The organism is Massilia sp. IC2-278 (assembly GCF_020708045.1).
Taxonomy (GTDB): domain Bacteria; phylum Pseudomonadota; class Gammaproteobacteria; order Burkholderiales; family Burkholderiaceae_D; genus Telluria.
Genome location: NZ_JAJFES010000019.1, coordinates 13,582 through 29,942, shown reverse-complemented (window position 1 = coordinate 29,942; position 16,361 = coordinate 13,582). Strand labels below are relative to the sequence as shown.

Here is a 16,361-nt window from a genome sequence, read left to right as displayed (position 1 = left end):
GGCGCCGCGCCGATGCCACGCCTGCCGGCCGTGCATGTCCTGCTGGATGCGCCGGGCTGCCAGGCATTGATTGCCGAGTACGGGCGCGAGCAGACCGTGGATTCCTTGCGCGCGTTGCTCGATGCGTTGCGCTCAAGCTTGCGCGACGGCGCTGCGCTCGACCTTGCGCCGGATGCGATCCTGGCCCGGCTAGCCGAGCGCCTGGCCGCGGCAAATGCTTCGCGCCTGCGCCCGGTATTCAATCTCACCGGCACCGTGCTGCACACGAACCTCGGCCGCGCCCTGCTGCCGGACGTGGCGGTGCAGGCGGTGGTCGAGGCGCTGCGCTGGCCGATGAACCTGGAATGGGACATCGACACCGGGAAGCGCGGCGACCGCGACGATCTGGTCGAGGAACAGTTGCGTGCATTGACCGGCGCCGAAGCCGTCACCGTGGTGAACAACAATGCCGCGGCCGTTCTGCTGATGCTCAATGCACTGGGCTCGGGCCGCGAAGTCATCGTCTCGCGCGGCGAACTGGTGGAAATCGGCGGCGCCTTCCGCATCCCCGACATCATGGCGCGTGCCGGCGCCACCCTGCGCGAAGTGGGCACCACGAACCGCACCCACCTGAAGGATTATGCGGAGTTCGCGGGCGAGAACACGGCCCTGCTGCTGAAGGTCCATGCGAGTAACTACGCAATCACCGGTTTTACGAAGGAAGTGAGCGTGGCCGAACTGGTGCCGCTGTCGCGCGAGCGCGGGATTCCGATTGCCGTCGATCTCGGCAGCGGCACCTTGGTCGACCTGGAACGCTACGGTTTGCCGCACGAGACGACCGTGAAAGAAACCATTGCAGCCGGCGCCGATCTCGTGACCTTCAGCGGCGACAAGCTGCTGGGCGGGCCGCAGTGCGGCATCATCGCCGGGCGCGCCGACCTGATTGCCAAGATCAAGAAGAATCCCTTGAAGCGCGCGCTGCGCGTGTCGAAGCTGACCCTGGCCGCGCTGGAACCGGTGCTGAATTTGTACCGCGCGCCGGACCTGCTGCCGCAGCGCCTGACCACGCTGCGTTTGCTGACCCGTCCGGCCGCCGAGATGCGTGCGCTGGCCGCGTCGCTGGTCGCACCGTTGCAGGAAGCACTGGGTGACAGCTACACCGTGGGTGACGCGACCATGAACAGCCAGATCGGCAGCGGCGCCCTGCCCGTCGAACTGCTGCCGAGCCATGGCCTGGCGATCCGGGCGCGCGCCGGCGTGCGCGGCAATCCGCTCGGGCTGCTGGAACGGCGCCTGCGCGGGCTGCCACGCCCGGTGATCGGCCGCATCGCCGACGATACCCTGTGGCTCGATTTGCGCTGCCTGCAGGACGACCAGGTCTCCGCCTTTGCCGACCAGCTGGCGCTGCTCGGGGAGACGTCTGCTTCATGATCGTCGGTACCGCAGGCCATATCGACCATGGCAAGACCACGCTGACGCGCGCCCTGACCGGGGTCGACACCGACCGCCTGAAGGAAGAAAAGGCGCGCGGCATCACCATCGAACTGGGTTACGCCTATGCGCCGCTGCCCGGCGGCGAAACCCTCGGCGTGATCGACGTGCCCGGGCACGAGAAATTCATCCGCACCATGGCCTCGGGCGTCACCGGGATCGACCTCGCCCTGCTGGTGGTGGCGGCCGACGACGGCATCATGCCGCAGACGCGCGAGCATCTGGCGATCCTCGAACTGCTCGGCGTGCGCCGTGCCTGCGTGGCGCTGACCAAGGCCGACCGCGCGAATGAAGCGCGGCTGGTCGAGGTCGAGAACGAGGTTGCCGCGCTGTTGGACGGTACGCCGTTTGCAGGCGCGCCCGTCTTCCGCACCGCTGCCGCAAATCCGGGCGATCCGGGCGTGGCCGCGCTGCTCGATCACCTCGTGCACGAAGCGGCGGCGCTGCCAGGCCGCAGCGAAGCGCGCCTGTTCCGCCTGGGCGTCGACCGCGTGTTCACCGTGTCTGGCCAAGGTACGGTCATCACCGGCACAGCATTGGCGGGCCGCGTGGCGCCGGGCGATCTGGTGCAGCTGGCCCCGGGTGGGCAGCAGGCGCGCGTGCGCGCGATCCACGCCCAGGGCCAGCCGGCCGAGGAAGGACGGGCCGGCCAGCGTTTGGCGCTGAACCTGGCCGGCGTAGCCAAGGACGACATCGCGCGCGGCAACTGGATCGTCGATCCGCGCATGGCGGAGTGTTCGGAGCGCTTCGATGCCGACATCACGCTGCTGCCCGATGCCACGGCGCTCGGCTCGTGGGCGCCGGTGCACGTGCACATCGGCGCTGCCCATCATACGGCGCACCTGGTGCCGCTCGACGCCGAACAGCTCACGCCGGGCAAGCGTACCCGCGCACAGTTGGTGTTCGACGCGCCGCTGCACGCGGTGGCGGGAGACCGTTTCGTGCTGCGCAATGCGGGCGCCACGCAGACCTTGGGCGGCGGCGTGGTGCTCGATCCGTTCGGGCCTGCTCGCAAGCGGCGCAGCCCGGCGCGGCTGGCCTGGCTCGATGCGCTGGCTGGCTGGGTCGCCGATGGCGATCTGGGCAAGCTGGTCGCGGCCAGTCCTGCCGGCATCGCGGTATCCAGCCTGGTGCGCTTGACCCAGTCGGCGCCCGACAGTTTGCAACTCCCTGACGACATCCTCCGCCTGCCATTGGCGGGCGGCGACAGCCTATTGATCGCACCCGCTATGCTCGCGCCGCTGGAAACGCGCGTACTGGACGGCCTGGCCGCCTGGCACACGCGCCAGCCCGACGAAGCGGGCCTCGAGATGTGGCGCCTGAAGCGGATGGTGGCGCCGGAACTGGGCGACGCAATCTGGAGCGCCCTACTGGCGCGCATGCTGGAAGCGGGATCGATTGCGCGCAGCAGTGCGAGCCTGCACCTGCCGTCGCACAGCGTCGCCTTGAGCGAGGCGGAACAGGCGATGGCGGCACCGTTACTGGCGGCCCTGCAGGCCGGCCGCTTCGATCCGCCGTGGGTACGCGACCTGGCGCGCGACTTCAAGCTGGAGGAAGACGCGGTGCGCGCGCTGCTGCGCAAACTCTCACGTGCAGGACAACTGAGCCAGGTGGTGCCGGACCTGTTCTACCATCCGGCGCCGCTGGCGGAGATGGCATCGATCGTCGCCGGGCTGCCGGATGCGCAGGCCGCGAGCTTCCGCGATGCGACCGGCCTGGGACGCAAGCGCGCGATCCAGGTGTTGGAGTTCTTCGACCGCGTCGGGTATACTCGCCGGGTCCGCAATACCCACCTGCCGAGGCCGCAAGCCAGCTGGCCCGAGCCACCGCAGGTGTAAGTCAAAGGGCGCGCGGCATGCCGCCGCCGCTGCAAAAGGAAGGCATTCTCATCCGGTGATGGGGCCGGGCTTCAAACCCGGTGGGGGGCGTCAGCCGCTCTCCTGTAAGTTCGACTCTTTCTGCCTTCCGCCAAATCCCCTGTTCGTCGCTCGGCCATCCCTTTATCGGATAATCGTTGGAGCGTCTGTCCACATCCGCAGGCGTAAAAAAACCGGCGTCCCTTGCGGGAACACCGGCTTGTGCGCAGTCAGCTAACGCTTAGAAGCGCTGGTTGTACGCCACGCCCACCAGTTGCATGTGCGTCTTCCACGTCCCGCGCGTGGTCTCGCCATTGCCCGTGCAGCCCACTGCCCCTGGATTGCAGCTGTTGGTATAGGCGCCGTACGCATCCTTGAAGTCCAGGTAGCTGTACGCGAAATCAATCGACGACGACGGCGACAGCTTCCAGTTCGCACCGAACGACAGCTGGTTGCGGTCCGCATCCGGCAGCGCGGCATGACGCAGTTCGCTGCTGCGCACCGGCGCATTGTCGTGCGCGATACCTGCGCGGAGCAGCACGTCGTCATTGAGCTTATAGCTCGCGCCCAGCGACACGCGCACCGTGTTCTTCCACTGCTGGCGGATCACCTCGTCGCCTTCACTGGTACCGAGGAATTCGATGTCGATGTTCTCCATGCGCGAGTTGCGCGACCAGGTCACGTCCGCCATGCCGGCCCAGCGCGGATCGAACTGGTGGAAGGCGTTCACCGACAGCGTCTCCGGCGTACGCAGCTCGACGCGCGCATCCGAATTCTGGCGGCGCGACACGCCCTGCAGCACGCCATTCACCACCGCATCCGAGGTCACGGTCGAGAAGTCCCACATTGCCCCGCCCTTCAGCTCGTGCTTGATCGACGAACGGTAGGCGATGCCGAAACGGGTGTTCTCGTCCAGCGTGAACAGATAGCCCAGGTTGAAGCCCACGCCCCAGTCCTTGCCCTTCACGCCCGCATACGCGTCGCCGGCAGTCGCCAACAAGGCCGGGTTCCCGCCCAGGCCGGCGATCTGGCGCGCCAGCACGGCGCCGGTGCCGCTGTGCTGGGCGGCGGCGATCGTGCCCGGCACATCGACCGCCTGGCCCAGGCTGGCCTTCATGTAGTCGAGGTCGATGCCGAAGCCGAACGCATGCTGTTCGTTCAGCTTGAAGGCTAGCGATGGGTTCAGGGTCAGCGACTCGAGCTTGATATTGGTGAGCGAGTAGCGGCCGGCCCAGTCGCGGTCGTAATCGAGGTCGGTCCCGAAGGGCACGAAGGCGCCGAAGCCGGCGGTCCAGCGGTCATCGATCTTGTGGCTGTAGTACAGCGAGGGCGCGGCGACGGCGCTTGGCGCATAGTCATCCTGGCTAGCCTGGCCGCCAGTCGGGCTGCCGGTGAAGCGGGTCGAGCCGGCATCCTGGTAGGTGGAATGCGGCACCAGGGCGGTGACGCCGCCGGCGAACTGGCGGCCCTCCAGGCGGCTCAGGCCGGCCGGATTGGCGAACACGGTCGAGGCGTCGGCGGCTTCGGCGCCGTTGGCTTCGGCCGTGCCCTGCGATGACACGCTCTGCGAGCCGAAGCGGTAGCCGGATGCGCCGGCGGTGGCGGAGATGCCGGCCAGCGCCAGCGCAATGATGAGGTTCAGGTGTTTCTGGTTCACGGTGGTTCTCTTGGTTCGGTTTGTCTTCTTCAACGCTCCCCTCGTGCATTGGAATGGCAGAGGTTTCGCGGCTCGAAGCATACACCAAACCGGATTTTTTTATTACGACCGTGCTTTTTTGGCCAACTACCCGAACAGCGTCGCAATCGCCCCGCGCAGCCAGCGGTTCGACGCATCCGCATGGTAGCGCTCGTGCCAGTGCTGCTTGACCTGGAAGCTCGGCAGCGCCAAAGGCACTGGCAGCATGCGCACGTCCTCGCTGTCGACCATCGAGGCGCCGTAGCGGTAAGGGACGATGGCCAGCAGCTCGGTCTGGGCCACGATGCGCGCCACGCCCAGGAAGCTGGGCAACTGCAGCTGCACGCGCCGCACCACGCCTTCGCGTTCGAGGGTCTTGTCGACGATGGCGTGACCCGTGCCCGATGAGCGCACCAGCACGTGGTCTTCGGCCTGCAGCGCCGCCAGGCTCAGGCTGTCCTGCACTCGCGGATGCCGGTTCGAGACCAGGCACACGAAATGCTGGTCGAACAGCACCTGCTGGTAAAAGCCCGCCTCCAGGTGCGGCATGAAGCCCACCGCCAGGTCGACCGTGCCATCGGCCAGGTCCTGCGGGCTGTCGGGCGTGATCTTGGAGATGTCGACGCGGATGCCCGGCCCCACCTGGCGCAGGTGGTTAAGCAGGCGCGGCACCAGCACGATCTCGCTGATGTCGGTCATGCAGATGCGGAACTCGCGCGTGCTGCCGGCCGGGTCGAACACCGGCTCGTCGGCCAGCGCATGCTGCAGCGCCTGCAGGGCGCGGCGTACGTCCTCGATGGCGTTCTCGGCGCGCGGCGTCGGCTCCATGCCTTTGGCCGTGCGGCTGAACAGGCGGTCGTTGAAATGCTCGCGCAGCTTGCCGAGCCCCAGGCTTACGGTCGACTGCGGCAAGCCGAGGTTGTCGGCGGCGCGCGTCACGTTCCGGGTCTTGTAGATCTCGTCGAAGATCAGCAGCAGCTCGATATCGAAACGTTTCATGGCCGGCACCATTATTTAAAATCCTGATTATAACAATCGACAACGATCAGTTTCCGGCATACGGGGTTTTCGGCAGACTGTGGTCATTCACGGGATGTATGGAGACCATCATGAAAACCACTAACACGAAAAGACCTTCTGTGATCGTGGCCGGCGCCGGCATCGGCGGCATCGCCACCGCGCTGTCGCTGTCGCGCCTGGGCCTGTCGGTGACGGTGCTGGAGCAGTCGGCCACGCTGGGCGAGATCGGCGCCGGCCTGCAGCTCGCGCCGAATGCCTTTGCCGCTCTCGACGCCCTGGGCGTGGGCGAAGCGGTGCGTGCACGCGCCGTGTTCACCGAGCGCCTGGTGATGATGGACGCGGTCGACTGCAGCGAAGTCGGCGCCTTCGAAGTGGGCGAGCCCTTCCGCCAGCGCTTCGGCAACCCCTACGCCGTGATCCACCGCGCCGACATCCACACCGCCATCCTCGAACACGTGCGCGGCAATCCGGCCATCGAACTCGTCACCTCCTGCCACATCGACGCCATCGAACAGGACGAACGCGGCGTCACCGTGCTGGCGCGCGACGGCCGGCGCTACGGGGCGGATTACCTGATCGGCTGCGACGGCATCAAGTCAGTGGCGCGCGACGTGGTGGTGGGCGACCCGGTGCGCGTGTCCGGCCACGTGGTCTACCGCGCCGTGGTGCCCGCCGCCGAGATGCCGGAAGACTTGCGCTGGAACGCGCCGGTGGTCTGGGCCGGCCCGAACTGCCACCTGGTCCACTACCCGTTGCGCAGCGGCGACCAGTACAACCTGGTCGTCACCTTCCACAGCCGCGAGCCCGAAGTCTGGGACGTGCGCGACGGCAGCAAGGAAGAAGTGCTGTCCTACTTCACCGGCATCGCCGACCTGCCGCGCCAGCTGCTGCACTGCCCGTCGAGCTGGCGGCGCTGGAGCACCGCCGACCGGAATCCGGTCGACAACTGGACCAAGGGCCGCATCACCCTGCTCGGCGACGCCGCCCACCCGACCCTGCAATACCTGGCCCAGGGCGCCTGCATGGCGCTGGAAGACGCGGTCACCCTCGGCGAGGCCGTGCGCGTCACCGGTTTCGACATGGAAGCCGCCTTTGCCCTGTACCAGAAATCGCGCATCGCCCGCACCGCGCGCGTGGTGCTGTCGGCGCGCGAGATGGGCCGCCTGTACCACGCCCACGGCGTCGAGCGCCTGGTGCGCAACGACCTGTGGCAAGGCCGCGGCCAGGCCGGCTTCTACGACGCCCTGGATTGGCTGTACGGCTGGAGCGCCGAGCGCTGCCTGGCCACCGCATAACAAGGAGAACCGACATGCACAACGACCTGCAAGGCGCGCGCCGCGCCCTCTACCACGACATGCAGTCCCTGCACCTGACGCCGCTGTGGGAATCGCTGCACAACCTGGTGCCCAAGACCCCGGCGCCCGGCTACGAAGCGGCGCTGTGGCGCTACGCCGATATCCTGCCGCATTTGCAGCGCGCCGGCGAACTGATCTCGGCCGAGGAAGCCGTGCGCCGCGTGCTGGTGCTGGAAAACCCGGCCTTGCCGGGCAGCTCCTCGATCACGCATTCGCTCTACGCCGGCCTGCAACTGATCCTGCCGGGCGAGGTGGCGCCGGCGCACCGCCACACCCAGTCGGCGCTGCGCTTCATCGTCCAGGGCAAGGGCGCCTACACGGCGGTCGACGGCGAGCGCACCACCATGCACCCGGGCGACTTCATCCTCACCCCGTCCTGGACCTGGCACGACCACGGCAACCCCGGCATCGACGGCCAGGCCGAACCCGTGGTCTGGCTCGACGGCCTGGACATCCCGATGACGCGCTTCTTCAGCGGCGGCTTTGCCGAGAACGGCGAGGCGGCGAGCCAGCCGGTGGCGCGCCCGGAAGGCCGCAGCCTGGCTGCCTACGGCCACAACATGGCGCCGGTGCGCCAGCTGCACACCCGCGCCAGCTCGCCGATCTTCAACTACCCGTATGAACGCTCGCGCGAGGCGCTCGACACCCTGCGCCGCCAGGAAGAGATCGACCCCTGGGTCGGCGTCAAGCTCCGCTACATCAACCCCTTGAACGGCGGCTCGCCGATGCCGACCATCGGCGCCTGCATGCAGCTCCTCCCCGCCGGCTTCAAGGGCCGCGCCCACCGCAGCACCGACGGCACCGTCTACAGCGTGGTCGAAGGCAGCGGAACGGCGGTCATCGACGGCCAGCGCCATGACTTCGACCCACGCGACACCTTCGTGGTGCCGTCCTGGGCCACGCTCGAACTCGAAGCGCCGCAGGACGTGGTGCTGTTCAGCTTTTCCGACCGCCCGGTGCTGGAGGCCATTGGCCTGCTGCGCGAAGAATTCCTTCCCGAATAACCTAGAAAGAGACCATCATGAGCGACCACTATCTGTTCCCGCCCCAGGCCACGGTCGGCCTGCCCGTCAACGGCAGCGAGGCTGCCTTCCCGGTGCGCCGCGTCTACTGCGTCGGCCGCAACTACGCGGCGCACGCGCGTGAAATGGGCTTCGACCCGGAGCGCGAACCGCCCTTCTTCTTCTGCAAGCCGAACGACGCGCAGTCGATCATGCCGGTACCGGCCGGCGCCACCGTCGAGATTCCCTACCCGCCGCGCACCGAGAACTACCATTATGAAATCGAGCTGGTGGTCGCCATCGGCAAGGCCGGAGCCAACATCGCGCCGGAAGACGCGCAGGCGCACATCTTCGGCTACGCGGTCGGCCTGGACATGACCCGGCGCGATTTGCAGATGCGCATGCGCGAACAGGGACGCCCGTGGGAAATCGGCAAGGCCTTCGATTATTCGGCGCCGATCGGCCCGATCACGCCGGTTGACGCCGGCGGCGCCGTGAACGCCGGCGCCATCGCCCTGACGGTGGACGGCAAGACCGTGCAGAGCAGCGACATCACCCACCTGATCTGGAATGTAAACGAGACCATCGCCCAGCTCTCGACCCTGTTCGAACTCCAGCCGGGTGACCTGATCATGACCGGCACGCCCGAAGGCGTGGGCGCCGTGGTGCGCGGCCAGACCATGCACGGCACGGTGGATGGCCTGACACCGATAAGCGTGAAAGTCGTCTAAATCCGAAGCCCCGGCCAGCGCTCCAGCGAAGAGCGCGGCCATATTGAAGTTCAACCTGCAGCGAGGAGACACCCATGCAAGCGCAGAACGTCCAGCAGTTCATCGACCAACATCCCTTTTCGCCGCTCCAGAAGCGCGTGCTCGCACTGTGCTTCCTGGTAGTGGCGATCGACGGTTTCGACACCGCCTCGATCGGCTTCATCGCACCCGCCCTGCGCGGCGAATGGGGCTTGAGCGCGGCGGCCCTAGCCCCGCTGTTCGGCGCCGGTCTGTTCGGCCTGATGGCGGGCGCCCTGCTGCTCGGCCCGATGGCCGACCGCTTTGGCCGCAAGCCCGTCCTGCTGCTGTCGGTCGCCTTCTTCGGCCTGACCTCGCTGCTGTCGGCATTCGCCGACAACATGACCACGCTGCTGGTGCTGCGCTTCCTCACCGGCCTGGGCCTGGGCGGCGCGATGCCGACCACGATCACCCTTACCTCCGAATACTGCCCGCAGCCGCGCCGCGCCAGCCTGGTGACGCTGATGTTCTGTGGCTTCACCATTGGCTCGGCCCTGGGCGGGCTGGTGGCGGCCCAGTTGCTGGCCAGCGTCGGCTGGCGCGGCATATTGACCATCGGCGGCGTGATCCCGCTGCTGCTGGTGCCGGCCCTGCTGTTCGCGCTGCCCGAATCGCTGCGCTGGATGGTGCTGCGCGGACGCGGCGCCAGCACGGCCGCCCAAGGCATCATGCGCAAGATCGCCAACACCGCGGAGGCACTGCCGCCGCTGACGGTCAGCGACGTCAAGCTGCCCGGCTCCCCGGTGACCCAGCTGTTCCGCCCCGGCCTGATCGGCGGCACCCTGCTGCTGTGGTCCACCTTCTTCATGAGCCTGTTGATCATCTACCTGCTGTCGAGCTGGCTGCCGACCATCCTGAACGGCGCCGGCCATAGCCTGTCGCAGGCTTCCTTCATCAGCTCGGCCTTCCAGATCGGCGGCACGCTCGGCGCGATTTTGCTGGGCCGCTGGATGGACCGCTACCGTCCGCACCGCGTGCTGGCCACGGCCTACCTGGCGGCGGCCGCCTGCATCGTGGTGGTCGGCATGGCCACCCAGAACGTGCCGCTGCTGGTGCTGGCCGTGTTCGGCGTCGGCTTCGGCGTCAGCGGTTCGCAGGTCGGCGCGAATGCGCTGGCTGCCGCCTTCTACCCGACCACCAGCCGCGCCACCGGCGTCAGCTGGGCCTCGGCCATCGGCCGCAGCGGCTCGGTGCTCGGCTCGATGGTCGGCGGCGCCCTGCTGGCGGCGGAGCTGAGCACGCAAACCATCTTCCTGATGCTGGCCGTGCCGGCGGTGCTGGCGGCGTTGGCCCTGCTGGCCATGGGCCGGCTGCAGCGCGCCGAACCGGCCGCTCTCGACACCGCGCCGGTCATGCCGCTCCAACCCACCACCAACAATTCGCTCACATGAAACTGCATACCTATTACCGCAGCTCGGCGTCCTACCGGGTGCGCATCGCCCTGAACCTGAAGGGCCTGGCCCACGACCAGGCCTACGTGCACCTGTCGAAGGACGGCGGTGGCCAATTCGCACCAGCGTTCGACGCCCTGAATCCCCAGCACCTGCTGCCGGTGCTGGAAGTCGACGGCATGATCCTGCCGCAGTCGCTGGCCATCATCGAGTACCTGGACGAGACCCGCCCCGCCGTGCCGCTGCTGCCGTCGGATGCGAAAGGTCGCGCGAGAGTGCGCGCCCTGAGCCAGGCCATCGCGGCCGACATCCACCCGATCAACAACCTGCGCGTGCTGAAGTATTTGAGCGGGGAGCTGGGCGTGAGCGCGCAGCAGAAGAACGCGTGGTACCGCCACTGGGTGACGCTGGGGCTGGATGCACTGGAACGCCAGTTGGCGAACAGCCCGGACACCGGCGCCTTCTGCCATGGCGATACACCTGGCATGGCAGACTGCTGCCTGGTGCCGCAGCTGTACAACGCGCGCCGCTTCGAGTGCGATCTCGAACGCTATCCGACTCTGCTGGCCATCGAGGCGCGCTGCGAGGAACTGACTGCTTTCCGCGATGCCCGGCCGGAAGACCAGCCCGACGCCGAATAATACGTCCGCCTGGCGTGTTCAGGCGCCGTCGAGCAGCGCGCCGACACCCTGCAGCACGCGTTCGAGCAGCGCTTCGTCGTAGGGCAGCCAGGGCACGGCGCTCAGCGGGCGGCCAGGCTGCGTCAGGGCCAGTTCCACCGGCGCGCCATCGCGCAGCACGCGGCCGGTGCGCATGCTGACCCGGGCGCCGGCCACCTCCACATGAAAGCCATCCAGCCTGACGCTGCCGGCTGCGATCTGCGGCGCCAGCAGCGCGGCCAGCACGCGGCGGCGCATGGCATCGCGTCCGGTCTGGTCGGCCAGCAGCAGGAGCCGGCGGCTGCGTTCGTAACAGTCGCTGTCTTCGGTGTCGAGTGCGACGGCGGACACGCTGACCAGCAGGTCCACCGCGCGGCAGGCTTCCGACAGCAGGCGTGGCGGCACCTCGGCTGGCGGCACGGCCATGCCTGCATGCCGCAACAGCAGCGCGCCGCTGGCGACCACGCCGTCATACCCCGGATACAGGCGGTCGCTCACCACGAACAGCACGCGCAGCGCGCCGAACTGGCGCAGCAGGCCGTCGTAGTCCAGCTTCCAGCCCTCGCGCCGCGCCAGCCCGATCAACGGCATCGCATCCAGTTCGTAACCGGTGCAGAGTTCGCCATCCGCTGGCCGGTACCACTCGCGGAATACCTGGCGCAGGGGCTGGCGCAGCTGCTGCGCCAGGATGCGTGCGCGCCAGGCTTCGCGTTCGGCTTCATCGGCCTCGACCGGGTGCCAGAGCGTGACCGGCTCGTCGTCCGCGACCGTTACCGCCTCTCCTTGCGCATCGAGCGGCCCGTCTGCCGGGCCGAGCATCCAGGCGGCGCCGCTGCGCCAGACCAGGCCCCGGGCGAAGTCGGCGGCGGTCTTGTTGGCCAGCAGGCGCGCGCGCCACTCGCCGTAAAGAAGCGCGAGCGGTTCGATGAAGCAGCTTTCGAAAAATTGGATCAATAAGGCGCGCAAGGCCTTCGGTGCGAGACCGGCGTCGAGCAAGCGCAGCGCCACTGCCGGGCGCGCGGCCAAGCCGCGCTCGGCCGGCTTCTGGTGCCGCGCCAGCTTCTTTTGCAGGCCGACATGGCGTACCAGCGCCAGCGCCTGGCGCAGGGCGACGACGCCTTCGGGCGTCGGCACGGCTTCGATCGCGTGCCCGAGCGCGACCGTCAAGGCCTGCGAGGGTGCGGTGCGCGCCGCCGTCGGCGCCACGCAGGCGTGCGCCAGCAAGGGGCCGATCAGGTCCGCATACCAGGCTTCGTCGCGCGTGGCCGCCACCCGCGCCGCCATGCCCAGCACCAGCGCATCGTCGCGGTCGAAGGCGGCGTCGGCGACGTATGGCAGCTCGCCGGCATGCAGGCGCGCCAGCTGTTCCGCCGCCCCGGTCAGTGCGGCGCCCGCGAAATCCAGGTAGCCCGGCTCGCCGGCCAGCATGGCGGCGGGGTCGGTCTCCTCGTCCTCGTCCGCGACCAGGGCGCTGTAATGGCCGCTGACGGCCAGCGCGAACAGGCTCTCGGGCGAGACCTCGCGCAAGGCGGCAAACTCGCGCGCGGCCAGGTCGTTCGGGGGGCGCTGTGCGACGAGCGCATCCAGGCGCGCGAGCAGGCCGCCGGCGCCCGCCGCGCGCGCGATGGCCAACAAGGCGTGGCGATCGGCGAACCAGCGCTCTTCAGGCGGCAAGCGCGGCAGCAAGGCTGCCTCGATCCCGGCGCCGGGCAGCGGCGCAAGGTAGCGCACCTGGCGCAGCAGCCAGGACAGGGGCACGGGCCCCGCGCGCACGGCCTGCAGCGTGGCCAACAGCCCTGCGCTGTCGAGGCGCGGCACGAGGCCGCGTTGCGCGGCCTGGCGCAGTACCTCATCTGCCTGCTGGCGCAGCGCGTCGCCGGCATCCGGGTTCCAGTGCACGCGCTGCAGCAGCGGCCACAGCGCACCCAGCTCGTCCGGGGTCAAGCCGTCGACCGTGATCGGTGCGCCGACGAAACGGGGATGGTCGGGCTGCGTGCCGAGACGGTCGCGCAATTCGGCGTAGTGGCTCATGCTCTACTCATGCCGCGCGTACCTCGCTTGCGCTCAGGCATCGGCCTGGCAGCCATCCGGTACGCCCCCCGCGACCTGCCGCTGCAAGCCGATCAGCTTGCCCGACGTATCGTAGGTCACATGGAACATCGGTCCCGCCGGCAACTGGAAAACATAGGTTACCTGGTTCTCGCCCGGCATGATCGTCAACATCTCGGTCGTGGCACGGCTCAGGTCGAAGCTGTCGCTGCCCACGGTGACAATGCCGCCGGCGAGCTTGTACTCGGCCGCCTTTGTATCCATCGGATTGGCCGGACTGAAGCACTTGAGCGCGACGCCGGGTGTCTCGATGAAGCGCGCCATGCTCTTGTACAGGGGCTGGCCGCGCAGCTGGTCCAGCGCCGGCCCCTTGGGGCAGCTGAGCGACTGCTCGCCGCGCACCACGCTTGCGCTGGCCTCCTGCGGATTGCCCTGGTCGTTCAGGGTCAGTACCGGGCCCTTGTCCGCATCCATCGACAGCATCGCGCTGGCCTTGACGACACCGCCGGCCGTCTCGCGCGTCAGCGTGATCAGCTGCGGCTTGCGCACGTCCGCGCTGAGGTCGGGGGCGGTCATCTTGCCCTCGGCATCGAGACTGATGCTGGCCTCGATGGTGTCGAGTTGCGGCGTGCGGGTGCAGCCGCCGGTGTAGCTGCGGCCGCCGTTGCCGACGAGGAGCGGCGCCACCGCCGGCCACGGGTCGGCGGCGGAAGCGGCCGAGCCTGCGCTGCCGGCGGCGCCCGGCGCGGCCGCGTCGTCCTTCTTGCCGCATGCTCCCAGGCTCAGGGCGGCGAGGATGGCGGGTAACAGGATGGCGCGGCGCATACTTATCTCCAATGCAATAAAAAGCACAACCTTAGCATAGAAATTGCGCAAAATGACCTTGCAAAGCCAGTTCATGCCGCTTGCATGGGCCGCGGTGGCAGTGCCCGACTCGGCAGGATCGCCGTGCTATACTGGCATCGTCATCTTTTCCGCTAGCGTATGAGACGCGCGTTCCTCATCTTCCTGATCCTGTTGTTCCCCCTGAACGTGCTGGCGCTGTCCTGGTCCGTCGCGACCGAGCCTGCCGCAGGTTCGACGCACACCGCGACGAACGTTGCGACGCATGTCGCAACGTCGGCCGCCGCACCGGATGACAGCGCTACCGATTCCTTCTTCGCCAGGCTGTTCGACGTCGACACCACGCTCGACCTGGACCCCGACGAACCGCCTGCGATGGACCTGCACGACATCGTGAACCACGAGGCCGGCCCGCAGTTCATCACCCTCCCCGGCCGCGCGGCCTCGTGCCACGACGCGCGCCGGCAATGCCTGTCGATTCCGCCTCCGGTCCGGCCGCCTCGCCCCGTCTGACGCTCCCCTGCCGCACGTGCGCGCCGCATCCGGCCCGCCCGCGCATGACCGTCGACACATCAAAGAGGTAATAACATGGAATGGCTTTTCGACCCCACCATCTGGGTGGGCCTGTTCACGCTGGTGCTGCTGGAAATCGTCCTCGGCATCGACAACCTGATTTTCATCGCGATCCTGGCCGACAAGCTGCCGCCGCACCAGCGCGACAAGGCGCGCCTGCTCGGCCTGTCGCTGGCGATGGGCATGCGCCTCGGCCTGCTGACCATCGTGTCCTGGCTGGTGACGCTGACCACACCGCTGTTTTCGCTGGGGTCGTTCAGTTTTTCGGGACGCGACCTGATTCTCCTTGTCGGCGGCATCTTCCTGCTGTTCAAGGCAACCATGGAGCTGCACGAACGCCTGGAAGGCGTGGAGCATACGCAGAGCGAATCGAAGGTGTACGCCAGCTTCGCCGCCGTCGTCGCCCAGATCGTGGTGCTCGACGCCGTGTTCTCGCTCGACGCCGTGATCACCGCGGTCGGCATGGTCGATGAACTCGGCGTCATGATGGCGGCCGTGATCATCTCGATCGGCGTGATGATCCTGGCCTCGAAGCCGCTCACGCGCTTCGTCAACGCGCACCCGACCGTGGTCGTGCTGTGCCTGAGCTTCCTGCTGATGATCGGCCTGAGCCTGGTGGCCGAGGGCCTGGGCTTCCACATCCCGAAGGGCTACCTGTACGCCGCGATCGGTTTCTCGATCGTGATCGAGACCCTGAACCAGTTCGCGCGCCGTAACTTCCTGAAGAACGCGGCCCGCGTGCCGCTGCGCGAACGCACCGCCGACTCGGTCCTGCGCCTGCTGGGCAGCCGCAAGCGCGGCGCCCCGGCCCAGGCCGAAGCTGAAGCCGAAGAAGAAGCGCCGCTGGAGCCGGCCTTTGCGGTGGAAGAACGCAACATGGTCAGCGGCGTGCTGACCCTGGCCGACCGCTCGATCCGCTCGATCATGACGCCGCGTTCGGAGATGTCGTGGGTGAACCTGGAGCACGCACCGCCCGCCATCCTGGCCCAGCTGCGCGACACCCCGCACAGCCTGCTGCCGGTGTGCCGCGGCGAGCTCGATAACGTGGTCGGCGTGGCGCGCACCAAGGACCTGATCGCGGCCCTGCTGCTGCGCGAGCGCGGCGACGTGCCGGTGGAGGCCAGCTTCGCGCCGGCCCTGAAAACGCCGATCATCCTGCCCGAAACGAGCGGCGTGCTGCGCGCCATGGACACGCTGAAACGCGCCCACGGCCAGCTGGTGCTGGTGTCCGACGAATACGGCACGGTCCAGGGCCTGCTGACGCCGATCGACATCCTGGAAGCGATCGCCGGCGAGTTCCCGGATGAAGACGAGCAGCCGGCCGTGCGCCCGCAAGGCCCGGGCCAGTGGGAAGTCGACGGCGCCGCCGACCTGCACCTGCTGGAGCAGGTGCTGGAGACCGACGCCCTGGTCGGCGAGTCCGACGACTACACCTCGCTGGCCGGCTTCCTGCTGGCGCGCTTCGAGACCTTCCCCGAGGCCGGCCAGGCGATCGAACTCGATGGCCTACGCTTCGAGATCCTGGCGGTCGAGGAAAGGCGCATCGCGCGGGTGGCGATCCGGCGCATCGAGGCTGCCGTCCAGGGGCCGGCCGAGTAAGACGGCGGGGGCGCAGCTACCCCCGACCGTTGCCTTGCGGATAAGTAAAGCATGAAGTTGACTTAATCACGGGACAGGGCCG

The 16,361-nt window shown here is 68.2% G+C and carries 13 protein-coding genes and 1 tRNA gene; 10 read left to right on the top strand and 4 right to left on the bottom strand.

Annotated features, from left to right (window positions below; translation table 11 throughout):
* Positions 1–12 precede the first annotated feature (12 nt).
* The 3 genes from selA to LK540_RS22745 all read left to right on the top strand — a co-directional run bounded on the left by selA (position 13) and on the right by LK540_RS22745 (position 3,441).
* Positions 13–1,410, top strand: coding sequence for an L-seryl-tRNA(Sec) selenium transferase (selA, locus tag LK540_RS22755; RefSeq protein ID WP_229439722.1), 1,398 nt, complete (start codon positions 13–15; stop codon positions 1,408–1,410).
* On the top strand, positions 1,407–3,308 hold the full coding sequence (gene selB, locus LK540_RS22750) for a selenocysteine-specific translation elongation factor (protein ID WP_229439679.1): 1,902 nt from the start codon (positions 1,407–1,409) through the stop codon (positions 3,306–3,308). The genes selA and selB overlap by 4 nt, the downstream gene beginning before the upstream one ends.
* Positions 3,309–3,345: 37 nt before the next feature.
* A tRNA-Sec gene (locus LK540_RS22745) sits at positions 3,346–3,441 on the top strand.
* A gap of 126 nt (positions 3,442–3,567) precedes the next feature.
* Here the strand turns inward: LK540_RS22745 and LK540_RS22740 are convergent.
* Together LK540_RS22740 and LK540_RS22735 are read right to left on the bottom strand one after the other, a co-directional pair.
* Positions 3,568–4,983: an OmpP1/FadL family transporter gene (locus tag LK540_RS22740; protein WP_229439678.1), complete on the bottom strand. Its 1,416-nt coding sequence runs from the start codon at positions 4,981–4,983 to the stop codon at positions 3,568–3,570.
* Positions 4,984–5,109: 126 nt separating this feature from the next.
* Entirely contained in the window at positions 5,110–6,000 is an 891-nt protein-coding gene (locus LK540_RS22735; protein ID WP_229439677.1) for a LysR family transcriptional regulator, read from the bottom strand.
* 110 nt (positions 6,001–6,110) lie between these two features.
* On the opposite strand from LK540_RS22735, the gene LK540_RS22730 reads away from it, so the two are divergent.
* From LK540_RS22730 to maiA, 5 genes are all read left to right on the top strand, one after another.
* A complete protein-coding gene (locus LK540_RS22730) occupies positions 6,111–7,316 on the top strand; it encodes a 3-hydroxybenzoate 6-monooxygenase (RefSeq protein ID WP_229439676.1) in 1,206 nt (401 codons plus the stop codon).
* Between the two features lie 14 nt (positions 7,317–7,330).
* A complete protein-coding gene (gene gtdA, locus LK540_RS22725; RefSeq protein ID WP_229439675.1) occupies positions 7,331–8,380 on the top strand; it encodes a gentisate 1,2-dioxygenase in 1,050 nt (349 codons plus the stop codon).
* A gap of 17 nt (positions 8,381–8,397) precedes the next feature.
* A complete protein-coding gene (locus LK540_RS22720) occupies positions 8,398–9,108 on the top strand; it encodes a fumarylacetoacetate hydrolase family protein (RefSeq protein ID WP_229439674.1) in 711 nt (236 codons plus the stop codon).
* A 74-nt stretch (positions 9,109–9,182) separates the two neighbouring features.
* Positions 9,183–10,556, top strand: a complete 1,374-nt coding sequence (locus tag LK540_RS22715) for an MFS transporter (RefSeq protein WP_229439673.1) — start codon at positions 9,183–9,185, stop codon at positions 10,554–10,556.
* Entirely contained in the window at positions 10,553–11,197 is a 645-nt protein-coding gene (gene maiA, locus LK540_RS22710; protein WP_229439672.1) for a maleylacetoacetate isomerase, read from the top strand. Before LK540_RS22715 ends, maiA begins: the two co-directional genes overlap by 4 nt.
* Positions 11,198–11,215: 18 nt before the next feature.
* Here maiA and LK540_RS22705 read toward each other — a convergent pair whose 3' ends face one another.
* Both LK540_RS22705 and LK540_RS22700 read right to left on the bottom strand, forming a co-directional pair.
* On the bottom strand, positions 11,216–13,246 hold the full coding sequence (locus LK540_RS22705; protein ID WP_229439671.1) for a DUF4132 domain-containing protein: 2,031 nt from the start codon (positions 13,244–13,246) through the stop codon (positions 11,216–11,218).
* Positions 13,247–13,279: 33 nt separating this feature from the next.
* A complete protein-coding gene (locus tag LK540_RS22700; protein ID WP_229439670.1) occupies positions 13,280–14,089 on the bottom strand; it encodes a hypothetical protein in 810 nt (269 codons plus the stop codon).
* A gap of 159 nt (positions 14,090–14,248) precedes the next feature.
* On the opposite strand from LK540_RS22700, the gene LK540_RS22695 reads away from it, so the two are divergent.
* Positions 14,249–14,620: a hypothetical protein gene (locus LK540_RS22695; protein ID WP_229439669.1), complete on the top strand. Its 372-nt coding sequence runs from the start codon at positions 14,249–14,251 to the stop codon at positions 14,618–14,620.
* A 75-nt stretch (positions 14,621–14,695) separates the two neighbouring features.
* A complete protein-coding gene (locus LK540_RS22690; protein ID WP_229439668.1) occupies positions 14,696–16,279 on the top strand; it encodes a TerC family protein in 1,584 nt (527 codons plus the stop codon).
* The last annotated feature ends 82 nt before the right edge of the window (positions 16,280–16,361 follow it).